The sequence below is a fragment of the Bacteroides sp. OF04-15BH genome, from assembly GCF_003477995.1.
GTDB lineage: Bacteria > Bacteroidota > Bacteroidia > Bacteroidales > Bacteroidaceae > Paraprevotella.
Window position 1 is genome coordinate 1 of the sequence record NZ_QUEM01000030.1, and the last position, 23,326, is coordinate 23,326.

The following is a 23,326-nucleotide window of genomic DNA, read 5'->3' on the forward strand; positions in this document are numbered from 1 at the left end:
CCTGCGGTAATGTCTTCGGCCTTTAATGCTTTTTCTTGCACAAAGATTGACTGTGCAATAGCCTGACTCCATCCGGTGAGCAGAAGGAACAGGGCTGTGGTTAGACGGGTAATTTTTTTCATGATAATTATTTTAATTAAAGTATGTATCAAGATTTTATTTTATGGTAACTAGGCGCAAAAGTAGATATTTTTTTGGCATTTGTTGTTTTCTGCATGTTAAAAATGGTGGTGTTCTGACAAATTCAAGATTCTGGATACCTATTGGTCTGATGTGGACAGGCGGTAGGGGAACGGAAAACAAAAAAGCAGGGAGAACGTTCTCCCTGCTTTGTCATAGTAATATCCGGTGTTTGTTAGTCCCAAACATTGATATCGCTTTCTTCATTGCTCAGTGCATCGCTGGCGCCCATGCTGTCCTCGTAGATACCGAGGCTGCTGGCTGCCATCATGCTTTCCTGTTCCATGCCCATAACCTCAAGGGCCGGTTTCTGATATGCTTTCTTCATGAACCTGTATTTATTTTAAAGGTGATACATCATTTTATTACTTGTTGAATATAACTTTCTTGCCATTCTTGGTTACGTAGATTCCCTTTGTTGGGTTCATTACGCGGCGTCCCTGCAAGTCGTAGTACTCTTCGGTCTGAGCATCCTCGGCAACGCTGTCTTCAATACCGGTAGTAGGACCACCGATGGTGATAGAGCGGATATGGCTTACAGATGTCGGCAGAGCCAGATAAGCTTTGTTGGCTCCCAAAGTGCGGTCTTCGGCATTCATCTGATAGAATCCGATGCCGTTGCTGCCGTTACCCAGAATATAGGCGTTAACATCTGCAGCAATTTCTGTAGAGGTGTAAACTCCTACCATATTGTTGCTGTTTGCTGTAGTGCCTTCTGCTGCCAATGTAAAGTCGAAGCTGCTTTCAGAACCTTCTTTCTTCAATACAACTGCCACACCGGCTGGGATAACTTCGGTTACCTCCTCCAGAACAGCGCTTTCCTTATCTACATCTACTGTTACGGTGTATGCTTTCACTCCTTCTGGAATGTTCAGGGCTACCGGAGCGGCCAGAGTTGCATAGTCGGCAGTCATAGCCTTGCTCAGTTTAGGCTGCTGGGCTTCATCGGTTACTTCTTCCAGAATCCATGCGCAGTTTGCCTGATTGTTGATGGCTTCACTTTCATTGCCCCAGCGGTCTAATGCTTCGCCGGTTGCTTTGGCATAGTATGAATGGCCGTTGTTGCGGATCACGTAAGTACCAATCTTATTGTTGGATGCCTTGAAAGTGGTTGCCTGACCTAAGTTGGCCACAACATTATAGTTGTCCATAGCCAGCAGGTTGCTAGTGATGAGCTTGCTGTCTGCTGTCAGGTAGAATACGGCTTCGTCTGCATTGTCTGTCATCAGCGGACGACCACTGATTCCGTTGGAAGCAATGTAGTTGTTCTGGGTTGCGCTCTTGAAACGATAGAATTTTCCTGCGGCCGGCTGATTGATAGCCAGAGCATTCTTGGCGTTCTCCAGATTCTCCTTGATTGCAATCACATCCAAGTCTGCATTCTCGTAGATATCCTGTTCGGCAGCCTTCTTGGCTTCGTTGAAGATCTGTACGAAGTCATAACCGTTGCAAGTGAATTGGCCTAATCCGTCACCGATCTTGTCAGAATAAGGTTCGCATTCTGCAACCAGAGTCTTCAGGGCTGCATAAGCGGCCAGCTGTTCGTCGTTAATCTTTTCGATATCGTAGCTTTCGCCTACATAAGTGATGGTCCAGGCTGAAGCGCTGGTCGGAGCAGAGGCGTTCCATCTTACAATAGTTCCGGAACGGTCGGCGTGAACCGGAGTATTGTTTCCTGCAGTCTTGACCAAAACGATGCCGTCCTGATTTTCCGGATCTGTTTGAGTAATATTCAAAGATTCTACGTCCCAGAAATATACTTCGGCAGACAAGTTCATGGCAGTGTAAGTCTGGCCTACTTCTGCAGTAGTGCTGGTAGAACCGGCAAACTTCCAAAGCATGGTCTTGTCATATTTATTGGTAGCCTTGTCCCACCACAATGGATTGGCGCTATTGTCTGCCTTGTAGTAGATTGATTTGCCAGTAGTCTGATAGTCTCCGCTAAATGCACCGTTGATGGTGAACACAGGAGCGTTGATAGAGAACTTGAAGGTGCGTACTGCTGTTCCCAGTTCTTCTGCTGTGATGTCAGATTTCTCGATGGCTGTCTTGAAAGTATTGTAAGCCTCGGTCGGATACTGGCCTAAAGCCGGATCGGCTGCATGGTTGTTTGCATTGGCTTCCAGCAATGCGCGTGCTTCGGCTTTGTACAAACTCAGATTCAGAGTTTCCTGAACTTCCTTGACTGCTGTATATCCGCTCAGAACGTTTGTTTCGAAGTTTTCGTCCTTGATGCTGAGGCTTCTGTCATTGTAGAAAGCTTTGATTTTGCTGATGGCATCATCTGTCTCAGAGTTTGCTTCAATCAGATAGAACTCAGAATAGGTAAAGAAACGAGTTCCTGTATTGATGGTCTGCGGAGTGAAGCGAATGTACTTGTAGGCCGTGCTGCTGCTGATTTTATTTGAGAAGTAATAGTACTCGGTATCAGTTGTAGGCAAACCTTCCAAAGTAGCGATAGTGGTGTAAGTACCGTTTTCTTCATTGCTTCCTTCTACCAGAATATTGGTCGGACGGTTGTTGTTATTGCTCGTGCGGCGCTTGGTAATCAGATAGAAACTGCTCTGAGGAGTTTCCAGTTCGGCACGCAGATAGTGTTTGGGATCTGTATCTGCACCGGAAGCACTCCAGGATGAATGGAAGATACTGTTGTCGTTGCCGTCAATCAGATTGGCGTAAGAGCTGTTTTCGGCAGGTGTGGTTTCCGGATAGTTGCTGTAGTATTTGTTGCCGTCTTTAACCAGACCATAAGCCTTTTGCAATGAGAAGGCTACATCGCTGATCAGTCCCGTACGGTTAGTCTTCTCCTGATTATTGCTTATAGCCTGATCGCTGATTTCTTTTGAAGAAATAGTATAGAAGGCGTATGGATGAGCCTGTGCCCATCTGGTCCATGCATTGCCCAGACCTGCTCCAGAACTGTTTCCGTTCCAAGCATAACTGTTATCGCTGGAGTTCGGGTTCTTTTCCGGTTTGATGGTAATGGCCCATGTTTTAGTGTCCACTTCATTGGGGTTCTGCAAGTTTCCGTCTGCATCCTCACTTTTTGCCCCTCCCTTCAGGATCTGGTCATTTCCATACCAATATGAGATGAAGAGGTCGCGGGTTTCTGTGTTGTTGGTCTGTCCACCGTGTCCTACAATACCGTGGATACAGTTCAGATACCAATGGCTGTCGGCAATAGGAGCCTCCGGTTTTTTAGCGGTAAACAGATAACTTGCGTCTGAAGTGGTAAATGTTTTTGGCGAAACATTGTTTGTTCTTAATTCACTTCCGTTTGAATAAAGAAAGTAAGAGCGGTCTTGTCCGTCGTTGGCAGTATTGTAGATGAAATACTGTGTTCCGTCCGTGATTTCCGTGACACGCTCGTTAGGCCAATAATAGGTTGTTTTGCCCGTCTCTTGTGCCTGCATTGCTGTGGCCGTGATAAGGCTTCCTAGAAGTAGTAGTTTCTTCATAAAGGTTTTTCTTTTAGGTTTTTAGTTTACTTTTGTTTTATAGGGTGTAGTTCGGTGACAAATATACAGACTCTTTTTTAAAATACCGTTATTATAATGTTAAAAAAATATCTTTCATTGAAACTGTTTCTTTATTTTTTTGCCTTTTTTTATTTTAGTGCGTTTTTATAATATTGAAATGCAGTGAGATATGAGTGGTCTTCTATGTTTTCTCATCAGATGTTAGCTTGTATTTTTATTTTTCTATTAAATTGAATTTGAAAATTCATTATTAAAGATGTTAATTAATTTGATGTTTTATTTTTATGCTCTCTTTTTGTAAATCTGGAACAGATAGGCCGCATTGGATGTTGTGAATGCATTTGCATACTGCTTGGGATTCAATGTGCCGAAGTTGCTGTTTCCGTTGGCATACAGAAAGCTGCCGCGGTCGTTGGGGTTGCTGCCAGGGTCGTAAGCGGCATTATAAATGAAATACTGTGTTCCGCTTGTGATTTCCGTTACCCGCTCGTTAGGCCAATAATAAATGGTTTTGCCGACAGGCTGTGCTTGTATTGCGGAAGCCGCAATAAGGCCTCCTAAAACAAATAATTTTTTCATAAAGGTTTTAGTTTGTCTGTTTTAATTGGTTTAGTTCTCGAAACTTGGTAATTTTTGCAAAGGTATTTGCATACCCGACTTTTTTTAGAAGAAAAACCCATAAATTAGGTTAAGGAGAATCCTCCTTTTTGTTATTTTCAATGAAGAACAGAATCGCTTCTGTATGAATTCGTTACGGGTGAGCCGGATTGATAAAAGAAAGAGCCTATGCGAAAAAAGAAAGAACTTTTTTGCATAGGCTTGTAAGTTACATCTGGCAGAAGAGGGTTACGAAAAACGGAACGCTCATGTCGAGCAGGATACCGTGCAGAATGGCCACCGGAATCATTTCCTTACCCGAAAAGCGGGTGATGGTTGGTAACACCACATCCATGGAATTGACGCCGGCTGCCGATACTGGTGCCAGACTACCGAAATATTTGCGGAACCAGGGCGCGCCGACCAGTGAGAGCAACTCTCGGAAAATGTTGGTCAGCAGGGCTATGGTACCTAATTCACTGGCGATCTGAATTCCCACGCTGGCTTCCTTGAGCTGCGTAATGAGCAGTGAGGACAGAGAGTAGTAAGCAAATCCGCTTCCTACTGCCATACAGTCGGCTGCAGTCCATTTCGTCAGAATCAGGCTGGCTGCCGCTGAAAAGATCAGGGTGCCTACAATTGTTGAGAGAGGGATGAGCAGCAGGCGGAAATCAAAATTGCGAATCAGCTTTTTCAGACTGTCGCTGCATCCCAGACTGATACCGACCTGAAGCATCAGGGCGTAAAGGATGTAAGTACTCAGACTTTTGTCGAGCAGAGCATCGGGGATGGGAAGGCTTAATCCCAGAACCACTCCCATACCCAGAACCAAGAGAACAAAAATACTATTTTTCATGTTCTTCCTCCTTTCTGAAAAATAACCGGTAAGTGATCCACGACATGATGAGGCTTCCGGCCAGACCGGCTACAGCCAGTAACAGTGCCTGAAGGCCAAAGGAACTGAAGTTGTGAATCAGACTTTGATTGGAACCAATATTCAATCCGAAGAAGAATAAAAGGAACAGAATGGTGATGCTGATGGTTTTCTCGGTCTTATGAAACAAGACCACGCGACGGAAGCGATAGCCTAAGGCTATTCCCGTCAACATGAATAAAAGTATGCTGAACATAAAATGATCTTCTTTAAAATAATATACTATGGTACGCGCGTACGCATAACAGCACGAGCTGATATGTCCGTACGGTTCTTGAATTTATAAAAAGGTATATTATTTATAAGGAAGAAAAACCGGTAAACCAATGAGCACACACCGCCATGAAGCATACCAAAGTGCGGCTATGCTTCAACAAAAGGTTGTGAATGTAATTGTTATATGCGCTCATAAGTCATAAACTGAATTGTGCGGCAAAGGTAGATATTGTTTACGGATAAAACAAGAGTTGGTACTTAAAATTTTGAAAAAGATGATAGTAAGCATTTAGAACCGGCGGTCATCTATTGTGTGTACCGGAGTGATGCTGTATCTTTGCGACCCCAACGGGTTGTGGAGATTGTCCACACTTTCCACAACCCGTTTCTTGACCTTATCCTTTTATAAATCTGGATCTGAAAAAAATGCCGGTTATGTCTAATGCATTGAGCGGCATGGAGTTGACCCCGGAAATGTGTTTCCGGAGCCGGCATTTGCTGTCTCTGTCCGAATCCGTGGCATGAGATTTGCCGTAGATCAATACATAAAGAGGTAAAAATAGAATATTAATATCAAAACCATTGTTTCTTATGAAAATCCCGTTTCGTAATGTGCGTGCTTATTTTTTTATTAAAAAGAGAAATCTGGCTCTTGTCTGTCTGTTGATAGCCGCCGGAGTGGCTGCTTATTATTACTTCACCCGCAAGGAAGTGATCCGTGAGGAGAGTGCCATCGTGTCGGTGATGAAGGTAGGCAAGCATGATGTCAGTGTGTATGGAGAGTATGTGGGACGCATCCGTGCCCAGCAGTTTGTCGAGGTTCATGCCCGAGTAGAAGGATTCCTGGAGCAGATGTTGTTTGAAGAAGGAACGCATGTGAAGAAGGGGCAGACGCTGTTCGTGATTGACCAGCGCCAGTATAAGGCCAAGGTGGATAAGGCGCGTGCCCAATTGAACAAGGACAAGGCTCAGGAGCGCAAGGCGCAGCATGACCTGAACCGTATCCGTCCGCTGTATGAGCAGAATGCAGCCAGCCAGTTGGATCTGGACAATGCCGTAGCGGCGTATGAGAGTGCAAAAGCTTCGGTGAGCATGAGTCAGGCCGATCTGGATCAGGCCGAAATGGAATTGGGATATACGGTGGTGCGTTCGCCGATTTCCGGTAATATCAGTGAGCGACTGGTGGATTTGGGAACTCTGGTCGGTTCCGGTGGTAAATCCAAGCTGGCCACAGTGATGAAAAGTGACACCGTGCTGGTGGATTTCAGCATGACGGCTTTGGATTACCTGAAGAGTAAGGAGCGCAATGTAAATTTGGGACGTCAGGTGGAAAACCGTTCCTGGCAGCCTTATATCACGATTACTTTGGCAGACAACACCCAGTATCCGTATAAAGGACTGGTTGACTTTGCGGAACCGCAGGTAGATCCGCGCACCGGAACCTTCTCGGTACGTGCGGAGATGCCGAACCCCGAAAACACACTTTTGCCGGGACAGTTTACCAAAGTAAAACTTTTGCTGGATGTAAGAGAGGATGCCGTTTCGGTTCCGATGAAGGCAGTTATCATTGAAAAGGGCGGTGCTTATATCTATGTGGTGCGCAAGAACCAGACGGTAGAAAAGCGATTCATCGAACTGGGGCCGGAGCAGGATAATCAGGTGGTCGTGGAGCGCGGACTGGCTCCGGGTGAAGAGATTGTCATTGAGGGTTATCACAAGTTGTCTCCGGGAATGAAAGTACAGATCACCAATCAGCCGGCCAAGGCCGTGAATGCCCAGCCGGCAGCGGCAACTTCTCAAACCAAGTAAGTAGAACTAAACCGGAATCTCAATTATGAAAGTAAACTTCTTTATAGACCACCCGGTATTTTCGGCGGTGGTTTCCATAGTTATTGTCATTGTGGGTATGATCGGACTGACCATGCTCCCAGTGGACCAGTATCCACAGATAACACCTCCTGTAGTAAAAATCAGCGCTTCTTATCCGGGAGCCAGTGCCATGACGGTGTCGCAGGCTGTGGCCACTCCCATCGAGCAGGAACTGAACGGTACTCCGGGTATGCTTTACATGGAGTCAAGCAGTTCCAACTCGGGAGGATTCTCGGCAACGGTGACTTTTGATGTATCAAGTGATCCGGATTTGGCAGCCGTAGAAATCCAGAACCGTTTGAAACTGGCCGAATCCCGTCTGCCTGCCGAAGTGGTGCAGAACGGTATTTCTGTGGAGAAGCAGGCGGCCAGTCAGCTGATGACCATCTGTCTGACTTCGACCGATCCGAAATTCGATGAGATTTATCTGAGTAACTTTGCCACGCTGAATGTGCAGGACCTGCTGCGCCGTATTCCCGGAGTGGGTCGCGTTTCCAGTGTGGGAGGACGATATTATGCCATGCAGATCTGGGTGCAGCCGGACAAACTGGCCAATTTCGGGCTGACTGTAAAGGATTTGCAGACGGCCTTGAAAGACCAGAACAGTGAGGCGGCTGCCGGTGTTCTAGGACAGCAGCCGGTGGATGGACTGGATATCACCATTCCGATTACCACCAAAGGCCGTTTGTCTACGGTCAGTCAGTTTGAAGATATTGTGATTCGGGCCAATGCCGACGGTTCGATTATCCGTTTGCGCGATGTGGCACGGGTATCACTCGAGGCTTCATCCTATAATACCGAGAGTGGTATCAATGGAGGAAATGCGGCAGTGCTGGGCATCTATATGTTGCCGGGAGCCAATGCCATGGAAGTGGCAAACCGCGTGAAGCAGACCATGGACGAGTTGAGTAAGAACTTCCCCGAGGGAGTTTCCTATGAGGTGCCGTTTGATATGACCACTTACATTTCGGAGTCCATTCACGAAGTGTATAAAACCCTGTTCGAGGCTTTGGTGCTGGTGATTTTCGTGGTGTTCCTTTCTTTGCAGAGCTGGCGGGCAACTTTGATTCCGATTGTGGCTGTGCCTATTTCTTTGATCGGAACCTTCGGCTTCATGCTGATTTTCGGCTTCTCGCTGAATATGCTCACCCTGTTGGGACTCGTATTGGCCATCGGTATTGTGGTGGACGATGCCATCGTGGTGGTGGAGAATGTGGAACGCATCATGGAAGAAGAACATCTGGGGGCCTATGAGGCTACCAAGAAGGCGATGGACGGACTTTGCGGCGCTTTGATTGCCACTTCATTGGTGCTTGTTGCCGTATTTGTTCCGGTAAGTTTCCTTTCCGGAATCACGGGAATGCTCTACCGTCAGTTTACCATCACCATTGCCGTTTCCGTAATTATCTCTACGGTGGTGGCCCTGACTCTGAGTCCGGTGATGTGTTCGCTGATCTTGAAGCCTTCAGTTCCCGGAAAGAAAAAGAATATAGTATTTCGTAAGATCAACCACTGGCTCGGTATCGGTAACCGAAGTTATGAGCGGGGTATCCGCGGATTTATCGGCAATCCCCGCCGTGTGATGGCTTCCTTCGGTACTGCCATAGTATTGATTCTGGTGTTGCACCAGTTGATTCCGACCAGCTTCCTGCCGGTAGAGGACCAGGGTTACTTCAAGGTAGAGTTGGAATTGCCCGAAGGAGCTACTTTGGAACGTACCCGTAAAGTGACCGACCGGGCTATTGATTTCATCATGAAACAGCCGTCGGTAGCCTATGTGCAGAATGTCACCGGTAGCAGTCCCCGTGTGGGAACCAATCAGAGCCGCAGCGAGTTGACGGTGATTCTGAAACCGTGGCAGGAGCGCGAAGACGAAACGATCGAAGATATCATGGCCAATATCCGTCGGGAACTTTCCACTTATCCCGAGTGTAAGGTCTATCTTTCCACGCCGCCTGTTATTCCGGGACTTGGTGCTTCCGGAGGTTTTGAAATGCAGCTGGAGGCGCGTGGCGACGCTTCGTTCGAGACACTGGTACAGGCGGTAGACACACTGATGCATTATGCGTCGCAGCGTAAGGAACTGACCGGTTTGTCTTCTTCACTTCAGGCAGAGATTCCACAGTTGTATTTCGATGTGGACCGTGACAAGGTGAAATTCTCGGGAGTGCCGTTGGCAGATGTATTCTCGACCATGAAGGCTTATACCGGTTCGCTGTATGTGAACGACTTCAATATGTTCAACCGAGTTTATAAGGTATATATTCAGGCAGAGGCTCCTTATCGGGAGCACAAGGAAAACATCAATCTGTTCTTTGTGCGCGGTGAGAACAACGCCATGATTCCGCTGACCTCGTTTGGCGATGCCACCTATACGACTGGTCCGGGAAGCATCAAGCGCTTCAACATGTTTACTTCATCCGTAATTCGCGGTGAGGCGGCGAAAGGATACTCCACCGGTCAGGCTATGGCCATTCTGGAAGAGATTGCCCAGAAGCATCTGCCCGAGAATATCGGTCTGGAATGGAGCGGTCTTTCCTATCAGGAGAAGCAGGCCGGCGGACAGACCGGTCTGGTGCTGACGCTGGTGTTCGTCTTCGTGTTCCTGTTCCTGGCAGCGCTGTATGAAAGCTGGCTCATTCCGGTGGCCGTGCTTCTTTCTCTGCCGGTAGCGGCATTGGGAGCCTATCTGGGTGTATGGCTGTGCGGACTGGAAAACGATGTCTATTTCCAGATTGGTCTGGTGATGCTGATGGGTCTGGCTGCCAAGAACGCCATTTTGATTGTAGAGTTCGCCAAGGAGCAGGTAGATGCCGGAAAGGGACTGATCGAAGCCACCCTGCATGCTGCCAGCCTTCGTTTCCGACCGATTTTGATGACCTCTCTGGCATTCATTCTGGGTATGCTGCCCATGGTAATGGCTGCCGGACCGGGATCGGCCAGCCGTCGTGCCATCGGTACCGGAGTGTTCTTCGGAATGATTGTGGCCGTGGTGATTGGTATTCTGCTGGTACCTTTCTTCTTTGTTTACATCAACAAAATGAAAAATAAACTCACATTAAAGTTCAAGAAGTCATGAAGTCCTATAAGATAAGTACATATATAGTTTGCTGTTTGGCGGCGGTGCTGCTGGCTTCGTGCAAGCTGGGCAAGGAATATGTACGCCCCGAAATGAAGCTGCCGGAGCTGAAGACCGATACGGTAGCTGCTGCCGACACAACGTCCTTTGCCGACATGCAGTGGTGGGAAGTGTATGGAGATACCATCCTGCAAGGATTGATCCGCAAAACTCTGGAAGAGAACAAGGATATGCTCACGGCGCAGGCCAAGATCAAGGAGCTGGCAGCGCTGAAGCGTGTAGACCTGAGCAAACTCTTTCCGCAGTTGGATGGAAAAATCTATGCCGAGAAAGATGCCAAGAACTATGGAGGCGATCATTATAAGTCCACACCCAAGAATATGGCCCGTTTCCTGTTGTCCTGGGAACTTGACCTTTGGGGAAATCTGCGCTGGGGAGTAGAGAAAAGCCGGGCACAGTTGTTGGGAGCGATGGACAACCAGCAGGCATTGCAGGTGAGTCTGGTGGCACAGATGGCCCAGTCCTATTTCGAACTGGTGGCGTTGGACCATCGCTTGAAGATTGTGCGCCAGACCTTGCGGGCCCGTGAAGAAGGTGTGCGGCTGGCCAAAATCCGTTTCGAAGGTGGTTTGACCTCAGAAACCTCGTATCAGCAGGCACAGGTGGAGTTGGCGCGTACGGCCACTCTGGTGCCCGATCTGGAGCGTTCCATCTCTGAAAAAGAGAATGAAATAGCACTGCTCACCGGCGATTTCCCGTATCAGATTCCTCGGGTGGAGCTGGAGCATATCGTAGAGGTTTGGGCCAATGAGGAAATCCCCACCGGTTTATCTTCGGCCCTGTTGGAGCGCCGCCCTGATGTGCGGGCAGCCGAGAAAGCCTTGATGGCGGCCAATGCCGATGTCGGAGTGGCTTTTACGAACCTGTTTCCCCGTTTGACACTGACGGCCCAGTTTGGAGTGGAGAGTGGTGAACTGAAAGATTTCTTCCGTTCGCCAGCCCATTTCCTGAGTGCCAATCTGCTGACGCCTATCTTTGCCATGGGGCGCAACCGGGCGCAGCTCAAAGCCAAGAAAGCGGTTTATGAGCAGCAGGTGTACCAATACGAAAAGCAGGTCATCATCGCCTTTAAGGAAGTGCGTAATGCCCTGATCGGTTTCAATAAGAGCAAGGAGGTATTCGCTTCGCGCAAGAAACTCGAAGAGGCTGCCTACAGCAACAACAAATTGGCCAATCTGCAGTATCTGAACGGCTACATCAGTTATCTGGATGTGCTGGATGCCCAGCGTGGATATTTCGATGCCCAGCTGAGCATGAGCGATGCCGTTTTGGGCAAACAGTTGGCTTTGGTGCAGCTTTATAAAGCCTTGGGAGGTGGATGGGAACGATAGAATATAGTCGGTTAAAATCTTTATACAAAAAGATTTTAACCGACTATGTTTTTTTTTGTCTGTGTAATTTGTATATTTGTTCTGACTTAGAGAATTTCCTCATTTTATTTCGAATATTTATTTATAGAGACAGATTTATGGCTTCTATAGCAGTTGAAAATATAGGTCCATTAAAACAGACCGGGCAGATAGATCTGAAAATGGTCAATCTATTCATTGGCAAGCAAAGTACCGGAAAAAGTACACTGATGAAAATCCTTTGCTATTGCCGATGGGTGGAAAAGAAAATTATGACAGGAAATGATTCCGTATTGTCTGCTTATACTCATAATAATAAGTTTTTAAAGGAGCTGATGCAGTTTTATCGTTTTAATGAAAGTGCTTTTTCCGAAAACAGCTGTGTCATTTATCAGGGAGACTGTGTGACCATTTATTGGGATGGAACCCGAAATAATGCACGTATTGAGCGTCTGGATCATTTCGAAAAAGAACGGTATAATACGAAACTATGTTTTATCCCATCTGAAAGAAACTTGCTTTCCGCCATACGAAATCTGGATCGTTCTTATCGGACCTCGGATCTGGATGTTTTGTTCAATTATATTCTGGAATGGGATGAGACCCGTGATATGTATACTAGAACAGAACCTAAAACGCTGACTGTGGCTCCTGTGATGGAATACTACTTTGACCGGGAAAAGAATACGGATATGATTCGCTTGAAGGCTACTGGAAAAGAATTTTCTACTTTCTATGCATCCAGTGGAATACAATCTGCACTTCCTGTTGAAGTACTGGTTGATTATATCTGTGGAATGGCTGGAAAATCGGCTCCTGTAACCAAAGACGAACTATATGACCTGCTCAAAAAGTTCCTGCAAAGAACGCCTGCCGAGAATGATTCCGCAGTTTCTGCGGAAAAAATGAATGATCTGCCTTATCACCTGATAAACTATCAGTCGGTGCAGTTGTATATTGAGGAACTGGAACAGAATCTTTATCCGGAGTCACAGTGGGAACTGGTGCGTCATATCGTTTCCTCAATAAAGAAGGCAACGGAAACCACAGCCTTTAACAGCATGTTGACTCTGACAACACACAGTCCATATGTATTGACGGCCCTGAATGTGCTGATGCTGGCTTCACGCGCGTTTCAGAAAAATCAACAGGCGACTTTAAATATAATACCCCAAAAATATATTCTTCCGGAAAACAGTTATGGAGCTTACTATCTTACGGAGCAGGGAGATCTGGAAAATATCTTGGATTCAGACTTGGGTATGATCAGCGGTATGCAGTTGGATGGTGTGTCTGACAGGGTGGATGAGTGTATTGCCGAGCTAAATGCTATTATCTATGGCGGAGAGAAACTTACATGAGAAACTGATGGCTCTGGGCTATAATCCGGAGCAGGGTATGGCTGTAAGGAAAATGGTCAGCGTCAGCGAAAAAGGGAAAGCATATAAATTGCAGGTAAACGGTTCCCGAGAATCCGTAATCTATCAGGTGGACGGAAATATCATTACCGACGGTAACAAATGTGATAAAATGATTCTGGTGGAGCATACGGCTGATGACTGGACACAGATTCTAGTGGAACTGAAAGGGGCGGATGTGGGGCATGCCATTTTGCAACTGGAAAGTACTTTGAAATATCCTAAATTGCGACATGTATCGAATAAGGTGAAGATGGCTCGTATTGTGGCCACTTCGTTTCCTTCCAGCCGTGGAAATCCAATTCTTGAAAAAGCCAAGATCCGTTTTTTGAGGAATTACAATTGTGATTTGAGGGGAATGAAATCAAATCAGCCCGATAAAATATAAGTTATATAAGAGTTTTGATTACTAACCCAAATTATGAAAAAATGAGAAAAAGTTTTTTGAAAGCTCTGGGCCTGATGGCCCTGATGGCCTTCTTTCGGACGATGGAGTCGCAGGCCTGTACCGGTATTACATTGAAAACCAAGACGGGAGCAACCGTTCTTTCGCGCACCATAGAGTGGGGTGGAAGCTTGCTCAACAGCCAGTATGTGGTGGTGCCTCGCGGTTATGAACAGCAGTCATACACTCCGAACGGAGTGCAGGGCATGCGTTTTAAGGCTCGTTATGGCTATGTGGGCCTGAGTGTGGAGCAGAAAGAGTTTGTGACCGAGGGGATCAACGAATGCGGTCTGTCGGCCGGTCTGTTCTATTTCCCGGGTTACGGAGGTTATCCGGCTTATGATCCGGCCAAGAACGATATCACGATTTCTGATTTTCAGCTGGTATCGTGGATGCTGTCCTCCTTTGCCACAGTGGATGAGGTAAAGCAGGCTTTGCCTACTGTGCGGGTGACTTCCATTGATCCGCGGGCCTCTACCGTTCACTGGCGCATTGCCGACAAGAGCGGCCGCCAGGTGGTGCTGGAGATTGTGAACGGAGGAGAAATCCGACTGTATGAGAACGAAATCGGAGTGCTGACCAACTCGCCGGGATTCGACTGGCAGTGTACAAACCTGAATAATTATGTGAACCTGCTTCCGGGTACGGCACCGCAGAACAAGCTGGGCACACTCACCCTGAATTCCTTTGGTGCGGGCAGCGCCCAACTGGGATTGCCGGGTGATGTCACACCGCCGTCGCGCTTTGTGCGGGCTGCCTTCTATCAGGCTACGGCTCCGCTGCAGGAAACCACACACGCCGCTGTGCTGCAGGCTTTCCAGATTATGAACAACTTTGATATTCCAATCGGAATCGAGCATTCCGGTACGGAACATCTGCCTGAAGGACTGCCCAGTGCCACCCAGTGGACCACAGCAACCGATCTGGAGGCCTTGCGCATTTACTACCGCACGGCCTGGAATTCGGCCATACGGTGCATTGATTTGAAAACCATTAATTTCCAGAAGGTGAAGTTCCAGGCCTATCCGCTGGATCAGGTTACGGAACAGCCTGTTGAAATGATTCGCATTAAATAAGCATTTTCTGATGAAAGAACAATTGGGAATGGACCATATTATCGCTTCCCTGAAGAAGAACAACATGAGCGACTCCTCCATCGAGGAGTTGCTTTTGTATGCAGTTCCGCGTCGTTATGCCAAGCGTGAGATTCTCACCTCTACGGCGGCGAAAGACCCTTATTTCTATCTGATAGAGCAGGGCATTACGCGGTCGTACAGCATCATCGACGGGCATGAAGTTACTTCCTGGTTCAGCATGGAGGGAGACATCACTTTCTCTTCGCCCAGTTTTTATGGTGTTCTGGAGGGCTATGAAACAGAAACGGTTCAGGTGCTTGAACCTTCTTTGATTTATGCCCTGCCGATTGCATGGCTCGAAGAGTTATATACGCGGAATCTGGAGGTGGCCAACTGGTCGCGTTGCCTGCATCAGGATGCGCACATCGGCAGTGTGCACCGGCTGATTTCTTTATTGTATCATTCGGCCGAAGAGCGTTATGTAGAACTGCTGAAGAAGAATCCCCAATTGTTTCAGCGTGTGAATCTAGGATATATTGCTTCTTATTTAGGTATTTCCCAAGTAACCCTGTCGCAGTTGCGCCGTCGGGTATTGATCTGACGACAAGGTTCGGATAAACAAAGGGCAAGGGCCGCCGCAAACTCTTTTGTAGAGAAATGCGGCGGCCCTTGGCTTTTTTTGTTTTTATCTCCCCGATGGTAATCTATTATCTTCCCAATGATAATTTATTATCAACGTGATGTTAATCATTTACGATCTAGAGAGCAAAAGTTTTTTGGGAGGATGTCTCCGTTGCTTTCCCGATATTATTCGAATACGCGGAGCAGGATCTTGCGGGCAGTAGCACCGTCTACCAGCCCGTCCTCACCGAAGTGAACGTTACGCTCGTTGAAGCGACGCTCGATTTCGTCGATGGTCTCCATTGTTACTCCGGCTTCGCTCAGACGGGTGCGCAAGCCCAGAGAGCGGAAGAACTCCTCGGTTTTGCGGATAATCTCGGTGATGCGGGCATCGCGGATACCGGAGTTGATACCCATTACGCGGGTTCCGAACTGGAGTATCTTGTCACCTTTCTGTTCGCGCAGCACATCCATAGTACCCGGCAATACCATTGCCAGTGTCTCCCCGTGAGTGATGCCGTGCAGGGCAGTCAGTTCGTGGCCGATCATGTGAGTGGCCCAATCCTGCTCTACACCCATGGCGATAAATCCGTTGAGGCCCATAGTGGCCGACATCATGAAATCTGCCATCAGGTCGTAATCCATCTGGTTCTCCTTGATTTTGGGAGCAATCTCAATCAGGGTCTGCAAGATACCTTCGGCCCAGCGATCCATGATGCGTGACTGTCCGCACTTGGTGAGGTACTGTTCCATAACGTGAACGAAGGTGTCGGCCAGTCCGCAGGCCACCTGATGTGCCGGCAGGCTGAAAGTTACTTCTGGATCAAGGATGGAGAATACCGGATAGTTGCTGTAGAAGGCATATTTTTCCTTGGTTTCCTTGCGTGAGATGACGGCACCGTTGTTCATCTCCGAACCGGTAGCCGGCAGAGTCAGCACAGTGCCGAGCGGAACGCAGTCATAAGAGGCTCCTTTAAGTACCAGATCCCAGGCGTCGCCTTCGTATTTCAGTCCGGCGGCAATCAGCTTGGTGCCGTCGATAACAGAACCGCCACCTACGGCCAGCAGAAAGTCTACCTTCTCTTTCTTGCCCAGCTCGATGGCCTGACGCAGGGTTTCAATGGCCGGATTCGGCTCGATGCCCCAGAACTCGATGGTCTGATGACCGGACAGAGCTTCTTTTACCTGCTCATATACACCGTTCTTCTTGACGCTGCCGCCGCCAAAAGTAATCATGATTTTCTTGTCAGTCGGGATTTCTTCTTTCAGAGAAGCAATCATACCTTTTCCCATAATCAGTTTTACGGGATTGCAAAAGCTGAAATTCTTCATAAGTCTTCAATTCGATAAATGATTCTTGTGGATACAAATTTAATCAAAAAGCCATATCCCTCCATCATGAAAACACTTGTTTTTCCTAAAATATTGTGATACGAAAAATCCCTTATTCTGCCGGAATGCAATTTTTCCGGAAGAATAAGGGAGAAATGGTTTCAGTCCGTGTTTACGGATTATTTCTTTTTGAAAACATGTTTGCCGTAGCACCAGTCTTTCAGATTATATACTTTCTGCTGGCTCTGCAGACGGTTCTCAAAGCTGGTATAGTCTCTCTTTGCCTGTGGAGTCCATCCGGCTTCGGCAACAGCTGCCAGTCGGGGGAGCATCAGATACTCCAGAGTGTCTGCTTCACAAACCCATTCGGTCCAGAAATTGGCCTGCACCCCTTTGTATTTTGGCTGCAGATTCTCCGGTACTCCGTTCATAGGCTGATAAGCATAGACGGCCTCTACAGTTTCAGAACCGTTACCCTGTGACATCGGTTCGGTAGGCAGGTTAGACTGCTTGCGGTTGATATAATATGGTATCTGCGGCGACAGGATGGTTTCCATACCTCTTTGGGCGGCATCCTTGGCTGCGGCGTTGGCGCCTACCCAAGCCATGATGGTAATGTCGGTACCCAGTGGCGCTGTGTTTCCGTGGAGCACCTCGTTCCAGAAGATGAGGCGCTTCTGCTTGCTGCTTTCTTTACCGGCAATATGATCCTGTAACTGCTTGTAGAAATGAATCTGCAGGTCTCTGAAATTCTTGGAACCGATTTCTGCCAACAGCTTCTTGCACGCATCATTCTGCTCCCATTTGGTTGTAGGGCACTCGTCGCCGCCCAGATGAATATATCCGAAGGGGAACAGATCGCTGATTTCGTCAATGATATCTTTGGCAAACTGCACGGCTTCGGGCTTGGCCACATTGATCACATCGGTAGATACTCCCTGCCAGAGCCATACTTCGTGCTTGTTTTCCAGATCGCAGGCCAGCAGTTCGGGATAAGAAGCTACGGCAGCCTGTGAGTGTCCCGGTATATCCACTTCCGGCACTATTTCGATGAACCGGTCCTGAGCATATTTTACGATTTCACGAATATCGTCCTGAGTATAGAAACCGCCGTAGTGCTGTCCGTCCGGCTTGTGGTCGCCCCAGCCCAGTCCCATGCTGTTGCGCCAGGCACCCACTTCGGTCAGTTTGGGATATTTCTTGATTTCGATTCTCCAGCCCTGGTCCTCGGTGAGATGCCAGTGGAAACGGTTCATCTTGTAAAGGGCCATCATGTCGATAACTCTCTTCACGGCTTCCTTACCGAAGAAGTGGCGGCCTTCGTCGAGCATGAATCCGCGCCATCCGAACTCCGGCTCGTCCTCGATGCTTACCTGCGGTACGCTCCACTCGGTGATGTCCGTTACGGCTGTAGTGCTGAACACTTCGCCGGGCATAAGCTGTTTCAGGGTGGTCAGGGCATAATGGAAACCTGCCGGGCGCGCAGCCTCGATGGTGATGTTCCGGTCGGTGATGTTCAGCTTGTAGGCTTCGTTGCCAAGCTCCTTGTTCAGCACCAGACGGATATCAGCCTTCTTCGGCTTGCTGTTCTTGAACTGGATGCCGGTGGCCGGTGCGATTTCCTTTTCGAAGTTCTCAAAAACCCATTCAATGCTGTCGCCGGGATAAGCGTCGGCTGCAACCTTCATTTTGGATTTGAAGACAAATTCCTTTCCGGTTGTTTCCTGCATCTCCTTGGGTTGGGGAATCAGGGAAATTTCCTGTGCCATTGCCTGATAGCTTCCTGCCAGCAGGGCCGCAAAAATAAGCGATTTCAATTTCATTTTCTGTATAAGGTATTTCTAAAGTTAGGTCTATGGTATGAAGCGGAGAAGTGGCCCTCTCCGCCAAACGGTTGCAAATATACGATAAATAGGGGGATGGGGTATGCTTGGGTGACGTAAAAAAATAACCATATCCCGGTTTTGCGGTGTACGGGATATGGTTATCATTGATTTATTTTTCTTTCTGTTTGCGTTCTTCTTTCTCCTTATCAGCTGTATAAAGGCTGTCTATGATTCCGTCGGAGAGACCGATTTCGGGAACGTAAATAAAGTCGGAGCCCAAGGTGTCGGCTATGGTCAGGAAGATTCTTCCTGCCGGTACGATTACATCTGCGCGGTCCGGCTTCAGGCTGAAGGCTTCCATTCTCTCTTCCGGAGACATCGGCTCCAGTTTGTCATAGACTTCCTTCAGAGAGGCAATCGGAATCCGTTTGTTTTTCTTGTCTTTGTTGTCCACCAGTCGGTACAGTTTGTTGATATTACCTCCCGAACCGATGATATTCACCACTCCGTAGGCTTTGGTCTCCTTGGCAATCTCGTCGCGCATCAGCTCCCAGGCTGCTTCGGTTACTCCTCCGGTAAGAATACGGACGGTTCCGATATTATAGGATTTGGAGAATCTCAGTTCTCCGTTAATGAGCAGGTTCACTTCTGTACTGCCACCACCCACATCGACATACATATAGTTACCGTTACGGTCTTCCATACATTCCACATGGTTGTTGTAGATAATCTGTGCCTCTTCCTTTCCGTCGATAATCTCGATTTTGATGCCGGTGGATTTCTTTATCTTTTTGATGATATCCTTTCCGTTGCGGGCGTCGCGCATGGCCGAAGTGGCACAGGCACGGTAGCCGTTTACATCATAGATTTTCATCAGGTGACTGTAAGCTTTCATCAGGCGGCACATCCGTTCTTCTTTGGCCGGACTGATTTCGCCTTTCTCGAACACGTCAAAACCCAGTCGCAGCGGCACACGTAACAGAATGTTCTTGGCAAACTTGGCCTCGCCATTGTCTTGAGTAGTTACTTTCTTGATCAGCAGTCGCACGGCATTTGAACCGATGTCAATCGCTGCATAATTCTTGTTTTCCATTCTGATATTATTTTTCGTTTTGGTTTTCCTCAAGATATTCCCGGTATAAGGTTTCCTGAGAGCGGAACGCCTCGTCACCGGTATTTTCAAGATTGGTTCCCAACCCGTCAACGATTCTTCCTTGAAGAGTGTCCTTCAGTCCGTATTCAACCACTTTCCGTAAGTTGGCCTTGATGTCCTCGTCATAAACCGGAGTAATCACTTCAACGCGGTGATCCAGATTACGTGGCATCCAGTCGGCCGAGCCGAGGAAGGTCTTGTTCAGGCCGCCTGCCGCAAAGATAAAGATACGGGCATGCTCCAAATAGCGGTCAATGATACCTACTACCTTCATGTTTCCGTTCAGGCTCTTCAGATTCGGTTTCAGGGAGCAGTTGCCGCGAACCAGCAAGTCCACCTGCACGCCGGCTTCGGCAGCTTCATAAAGCTTTTTCACCATCAGCTCGTCGGTGATGTGATTTATTTTTACTTTGATGTAAGCTTCTTTACCGGCCTTTTTGTTTTTGATTTCCTCGTTGATCAGACGAATGAATTTCTGTTTCATTTCGTTAGGAGAAACCAATAATTCCTTGAATTTAATCATTGTATATGGCTTCTCAATAAAATTGAAAACATTTTCAACATCTTTAACAATAGGACGGGATGCCGTCATCAGCATGAAGTCAGTATACATGCGTGCGTTCCCTTCGTGGAAGTTACCGCTACTGATACAAGCCAGATCGGCACCGCTCTTCATGTGAATCAGGGTAATCTTGGAATGAACCTTCAGACCCTCTACACCGAAAATCACTTCAATGCCGGCATCCTGCATTTTCTTGGACCAAACGATGTTTGAGGCTTCGTCAAAGCGGGCCAGCAATTCGATGATTACGGTAACTTTCTTGCCGTTGTGTGCGGCGGCAATCAGGGCTTCGATTACTTTGGAGTCTTTGGCCAGTCGGTACAGTGTGGTCTTGATGCTCTTCACCTCGCGGTTGATGGCTGCTTCCTGCAGCACACGCAGGTAGGAATCAAAGCTGTGATAGGGCACGTGGATGTAACGGTCCTTTTGGCGGATCAGTTCCAGAATGCTTTCTTCCGGGCTGGCCAGTTCCTTTTTCAGGATAGGCGGCCATGCCGGATACTTCAGGTCCTTGCGGCCGCAGTCGGGGAATTTCATCAGGTCCTTGTGATTCTGATAGCGTCCTCCGGCCAGCACGGTGTCCAGCTTGTCCACATAAAGTGTGTTCATAATATGCTTCAGGAGTACTTTCGGCATGGCGGCATCATAGACGATACGCATCGGCGCACCCTTTTTTCGGCTCTTTACTCCCTTGGAGATCTTTTGCAGCATACCGTTGCGCAAGTCATTGTCGATTTCCATTTCCGCATCACGGGTAAACTTGAAGGAATAAGCCTCGAAGTCTGTATAGTTCTGACCGCTGAAAATAAGCGGCAGGCAGCATCGGATGACATCATCCAGATAAGTCAGATAGCACTTTCCGTCTTTGTCGTTGAGGCGCACAAAGCGTCCGCTGATCGATACAGGGAGTTCCAGAAAGGCATATTCCGCCTTCTTGCTGCTTAGATCCTTGCGGCGCATCTTTACGGCCAGATAAATGCTTTCGTCAGTACTTGACTTGAGCTGTTTGGTGGCTGGAAACCAGGTGGGCAGCACATAGCCGCACAGTTTCTGATAATAAAAGTCTTTGATGAAAGCACGCTGTTCTTCATCCAGTTCATCTTCCTGCAACAGATAAATGTTTTCTTCTCTCAGTTTCTGGTTGATGCTCTTGATGGTCTTTTCGAATTCTTTCGAATAGGCTGCATTCAGTTTGTTGATTTCTTTCAGAATGTAAATAGCTTCCTCGCGGTCGGTCTTGGCTTCTTTATCCTCGCATTCGGCCACACGGTTTTGAGAGGCGACACGCACGCGGAAGAACTCATCTAAGTTATTTGAGTATATTCCCAGAAAGCTCAGTCGTTCCAGCAGAGGTACCTGCTCCTTTTGTGCTTCCTGCAGAATACGGTGATTAAAATACATCCAACTGATGTCTCTGGGCAAATAAGTCTTGCTGTTCTTAGAATTCAAATCCTTTGGCATATCTCTTTTCTTTTATATTTCTGATGATTGATTTATTAGTCTTTATAAAGTTAGTGGTTATTAAGGAAAATAAGATGTTTTTTCTCGTTTTTTTGTTCTTGTTTTTTCATTTCATGGAAAGTGAGGAATGGAAATTACAAAAATAATTCAGAAAAAGTCAGTTCTCAGTTTTTCAGGTATTGCAGAATACCCGTTTTCGGGTATTGACAGCGTCAGAGATTCGCTCTATATTTGCCTTTGGAAAATAAAGTTAGAAACACTTTTAAAAATGAACGACAAGATGAAAATTAAGGAAATAAAAGGAAGAGAGATTCTGGACTCAAGAGGTAATCCGACGGTAGAGGTCGAAGTGATTCTGGAGAGTGGTGTGCACGGACGTGCATCAGTGCCTTCGGGAGCTTCAACCGGTGAGCATGAGGCTCTGGAGTTGCGTGACGGCGACAAAGGCCGTTACGGAGGTAAAGGCGTGCTGAAGGCCGTGGAGAATATTAACCGGATTATCGCTCCGGCTTTGGTTGGATGGTCGGTCTTGGAGCAGCGTGCCATCGATCATAAGATGCTCGAACTGGACGGAACCAAGACAAAATCAAATCTGGGCGCCAACGCCATTCTCGGCGTTTCATTGGCTGTGGCTCATGCTGCGGCAGCCTATCTGAACATCCCGTTGTACCGTTACATCGGTGGCGTGAATACTTATGTCATGCCGGTACCGATGATGAATATCATTAATGGCGGTTCGCACTCGGATGCGCCGATTGCTTTTCAGGAATTTATGATCCGCCCGGTGGGTGCGTCTTCTTTTCGCGAAGGATTGCGTATGGGTGCTGAGGTCTTTCATGCCTTGAAGAAAGTGCTTCACGACCGCGGTCTGAGTACGGCTGTGGGGGATGAGGGCGGTTTTGCTCCGGCACTGAATGGTACGGAAGATGCCCTGGATTCGATTCTCGCTGCCATTGAACTGGCCGGATATGTTCCGGGTAAGGATGTGAAGATCGGAATGGACTGTGCCTCTTCGGAGTTTTATCACGATGGCATTTACGATTACACCAAATTTGAGGGTGAGAAGGGACGCAAGCGTACTTCCGACGAGCAGGTGGATTATCTGGAAGAGCTCATTACCAAATATCCGATTGACTCCATTGAGGACGGTATGAGCGAAAATGACTGGGATGGCTGGAAGAAGTTGACCGACCGTATCGGTTCACGCTGTCAGCTGGTGGGCGACGATTTGTTCGTAACTAATGTAGACTTCCTGGCCAAAGGTATTGCTCAGGGTTGTGCCAACTCGATTCTGATCAAAGTAAATCAGATCGGTTCGTTGAGTGAGACACTGGATGCCATTGAAATGGCCCATCGTCACGGTTATACCACGGTGACTTCACACCGTTCCGGTGAGACAGAAGATGCTACGATTGCCGATATTGCCGTAGCTACAAACAGCGGTCAGATCAAGACCGGTTCCTTGAGCCGTTCTGACCGCATGGCCAAGTATAACCAACTGCTTCGCATTGAAGAGGAATTGCAGCAGTTGCCTGTTTATGGATACCAACGTATCAAATAATTTCAATCTATTCTGATTTAATCAAGTTTTGCGTGCCCTCCGGTTTCATGCCGGAGGGCTTTTTGTGTGTTGTCTGGAAAAACAAAATCGGCAGGGCCTGCTGGCCCT

General features: G+C 47.7%; 17 protein-coding genes. 8 read left to right on the top strand and 9 right to left on the bottom strand.

Annotated features, from left to right (window positions below; translation table 11 throughout):
• Positions 1–355: 355 nt before the first annotated feature.
• From DXA74_RS16345 to DXA74_RS12405, 5 genes are all read right to left on the bottom strand, one after another.
• Entirely contained in the window at positions 356–508 is a 153-nt protein-coding gene (locus tag DXA74_RS16345) for a hypothetical protein (RefSeq protein WP_158576070.1), read from the bottom strand.
• Positions 509–545: 37 nt separating this feature from the next.
• Complete coding sequence (locus DXA74_RS12390; RefSeq protein ID WP_118528070.1) at positions 546–3,638, bottom strand: discoidin domain-containing protein; 3,093 nt, start codon at positions 3,636–3,638, stop codon at positions 546–548.
• A 303-nt stretch (positions 3,639–3,941) separates the two neighbouring features.
• Positions 3,942–4,238 carry a hypothetical protein gene (locus tag DXA74_RS12395; RefSeq protein ID WP_118528072.1) on the bottom strand — a complete coding sequence of 99 codons (297 nt, stop codon included), beginning with the start codon at positions 4,236–4,238 and terminating at the stop codon, positions 3,942–3,944.
• A 247-nt stretch (positions 4,239–4,485) separates the two neighbouring features.
• Entirely contained in the window at positions 4,486–5,112 is a 627-nt protein-coding gene (locus tag DXA74_RS12400) for a lysine exporter LysO family protein (protein ID WP_118528074.1), read from the bottom strand.
• Positions 5,102–5,386: a LysO family transporter gene (locus tag DXA74_RS12405; RefSeq protein ID WP_118528076.1), complete on the bottom strand. Its 285-nt coding sequence runs from the start codon at positions 5,384–5,386 to the stop codon at positions 5,102–5,104. Before DXA74_RS12405 ends, DXA74_RS12400 begins: the two co-directional genes overlap by 11 nt.
• Before the next feature lie 611 nt (positions 5,387–5,997).
• Here DXA74_RS12405 and DXA74_RS12410 point away from each other — a divergent pair.
• From DXA74_RS12410 to DXA74_RS12440, 7 genes are all read left to right on the top strand, one after another.
• Entirely contained in the window at positions 5,998–7,215 is a 1,218-nt protein-coding gene (locus tag DXA74_RS12410) for an efflux RND transporter periplasmic adaptor subunit (RefSeq protein WP_118528078.1), read from the top strand.
• Positions 7,216–7,240: 25 nt separating this feature from the next.
• Positions 7,241–10,354 (top strand): efflux RND transporter permease subunit, encoded by a 3,114-nt coding sequence (locus DXA74_RS12415; protein ID WP_118528080.1) that lies wholly within the window; start codon positions 7,241–7,243, stop codon positions 10,352–10,354.
• Positions 10,351–11,745, top strand: coding sequence for an efflux transporter outer membrane subunit (locus DXA74_RS12420; RefSeq protein WP_118528082.1), 1,395 nt, complete (start codon positions 10,351–10,353; stop codon positions 11,743–11,745). The genes DXA74_RS12415 and DXA74_RS12420 overlap by 4 nt, the downstream gene beginning before the upstream one ends.
• 290 nt (positions 11,746–12,035) lie before the next feature.
• On the top strand, positions 12,036–13,124 hold the full coding sequence (locus tag DXA74_RS12425) for an ATP-binding protein (RefSeq protein ID WP_147401109.1): 1,089 nt from the start codon (positions 12,036–12,038) through the stop codon (positions 13,122–13,124).
• Positions 13,102–13,569 carry a hypothetical protein gene (locus tag DXA74_RS12430; RefSeq protein ID WP_199666170.1) on the top strand — a complete coding sequence of 156 codons (468 nt, stop codon included), beginning with the start codon at positions 13,102–13,104 and terminating at the stop codon, positions 13,567–13,569. The genes DXA74_RS12425 and DXA74_RS12430 overlap by 23 nt, the downstream gene beginning before the upstream one ends.
• A 74-nt stretch (positions 13,570–13,643) precedes the next feature.
• Complete coding sequence (locus tag DXA74_RS12435; RefSeq protein ID WP_233550538.1) at positions 13,644–14,702, top strand: linear amide C-N hydrolase; 1,059 nt, start codon at positions 13,644–13,646, stop codon at positions 14,700–14,702.
• 10 nt (positions 14,703–14,712) lie between these two features.
• Positions 14,713–15,303: a Crp/Fnr family transcriptional regulator gene (locus DXA74_RS12440; protein WP_233550535.1), complete on the top strand. Its 591-nt coding sequence runs from the start codon at positions 14,713–14,715 to the stop codon at positions 15,301–15,303.
• Between the two features lie 206 nt (positions 15,304–15,509).
• Here the strand turns inward: DXA74_RS12440 and DXA74_RS12445 are convergent, their stop codons facing one another.
• From DXA74_RS12445 to DXA74_RS12460, 4 genes are all read right to left on the bottom strand, one after another.
• Positions 15,510–16,655: an iron-containing alcohol dehydrogenase gene (locus DXA74_RS12445; RefSeq protein WP_118528089.1), complete on the bottom strand. Its 1,146-nt coding sequence runs from the start codon at positions 16,653–16,655 to the stop codon at positions 15,510–15,512.
• A 179-nt stretch (positions 16,656–16,834) separates the two neighbouring features.
• Entirely contained in the window at positions 16,835–18,478 is a 1,644-nt protein-coding gene (locus DXA74_RS12450) for a beta-N-acetylhexosaminidase (RefSeq protein ID WP_118528091.1), read from the bottom strand.
• Between the two features lie 172 nt (positions 18,479–18,650).
• Entirely contained in the window at positions 18,651–19,574 is a 924-nt protein-coding gene (locus DXA74_RS12455; RefSeq protein WP_118528093.1) for a Ppx/GppA family phosphatase, read from the bottom strand.
• Positions 19,575–19,581: 7 nt separating this feature from the next.
• Positions 19,582–21,657: an RNA degradosome polyphosphate kinase gene (locus DXA74_RS12460; RefSeq protein WP_118528095.1), complete on the bottom strand. Its 2,076-nt coding sequence runs from the start codon at positions 21,655–21,657 to the stop codon at positions 19,582–19,584.
• A 280-nt stretch (positions 21,658–21,937) separates the two neighbouring features.
• Between DXA74_RS12460 and eno the strand changes: the two genes are divergently transcribed.
• Positions 21,938–23,218, top strand: coding sequence for a phosphopyruvate hydratase (eno, locus tag DXA74_RS12465; protein ID WP_118528138.1), 1,281 nt, complete (start codon positions 21,938–21,940; stop codon positions 23,216–23,218).
• Positions 23,219–23,326: the final 108 nt, after the last annotated feature.

What these genes read in the sequence shown, in the direction of transcription:
- DXA74_RS16345 (WP_158576070.1), bottom strand. Translation starts at nt 508, where the DNA reads ATGAAGAAAGCATATCAGAAACCGGCCCTTGAGGTTATGGGCATGGAA.
- DXA74_RS12415 (WP_118528080.1), top strand. Translation starts at nt 7,241, where the DNA reads ATGAAAGTAAACTTCTTTATAGACCACCCGGTATTTTCGGCGGTGGTT.
- DXA74_RS12405 (WP_118528076.1), bottom strand. Translation starts at nt 5,386, where the DNA reads ATGTTCAGCATACTTTTATTCATGTTGACGGGAATAGCCTTAGGCTAT.
- DXA74_RS12450 (WP_118528091.1), bottom strand. Translation starts at nt 18,478, where the DNA reads ATGAAATTGAAATCGCTTATTTTTGCGGCCCTGCTGGCAGGAAGCTAT.
- DXA74_RS12390 (WP_118528070.1), bottom strand. Translation starts at nt 3,638, where the DNA reads ATGAAGAAACTACTACTTCTAGGAAGCCTTATCACGGCCACAGCAATG.
- DXA74_RS12445 (WP_118528089.1), bottom strand. Translation starts at nt 16,655, where the DNA reads ATGAAGAATTTCAGCTTTTGCAATCCCGTAAAACTGATTATGGGAAAA.
- DXA74_RS12455 (WP_118528093.1), bottom strand. Translation starts at nt 19,574, where the DNA reads ATGGAAAACAAGAATTATGCAGCGATTGACATCGGTTCAAATGCCGTG.
- DXA74_RS12395 (WP_118528072.1), bottom strand. Translation starts at nt 4,238, where the DNA reads ATGAAAAAATTATTTGTTTTAGGAGGCCTTATTGCGGCTTCCGCAATA.
- DXA74_RS12420 (WP_118528082.1), top strand. Translation starts at nt 10,351, where the DNA reads ATGAAGTCCTATAAGATAAGTACATATATAGTTTGCTGTTTGGCGGCG.
- DXA74_RS12425 (WP_147401109.1), top strand. Translation starts at nt 12,036, where the DNA reads ATGACAGGAAATGATTCCGTATTGTCTGCTTATACTCATAATAATAAG.
- DXA74_RS12440 (WP_233550535.1), top strand. Translation starts at nt 14,713, where the DNA reads ATGAAAGAACAATTGGGAATGGACCATATTATCGCTTCCCTGAAGAAG.
- DXA74_RS12460 (WP_118528095.1), bottom strand. Translation starts at nt 21,657, where the DNA reads ATGCCAAAGGATTTGAATTCTAAGAACAGCAAGACTTATTTGCCCAGA.
- DXA74_RS12410 (WP_118528078.1), top strand. Translation starts at nt 5,998, where the DNA reads ATGAAAATCCCGTTTCGTAATGTGCGTGCTTATTTTTTTATTAAAAAG.
- DXA74_RS12435 (WP_233550538.1), top strand. Translation starts at nt 13,644, where the DNA reads ATGGCCCTGATGGCCTTCTTTCGGACGATGGAGTCGCAGGCCTGTACC.
- DXA74_RS12430 (WP_199666170.1), top strand. Translation starts at nt 13,102, where the DNA reads ATGGCGGAGAGAAACTTACATGAGAAACTGATGGCTCTGGGCTATAAT.
- DXA74_RS12400 (WP_118528074.1), bottom strand. Translation starts at nt 5,112, where the DNA reads ATGAAAAATAGTATTTTTGTTCTCTTGGTTCTGGGTATGGGAGTGGTT.
- eno (WP_118528138.1), top strand. Translation starts at nt 21,938, where the DNA reads ATGAAAATTAAGGAAATAAAAGGAAGAGAGATTCTGGACTCAAGAGGT.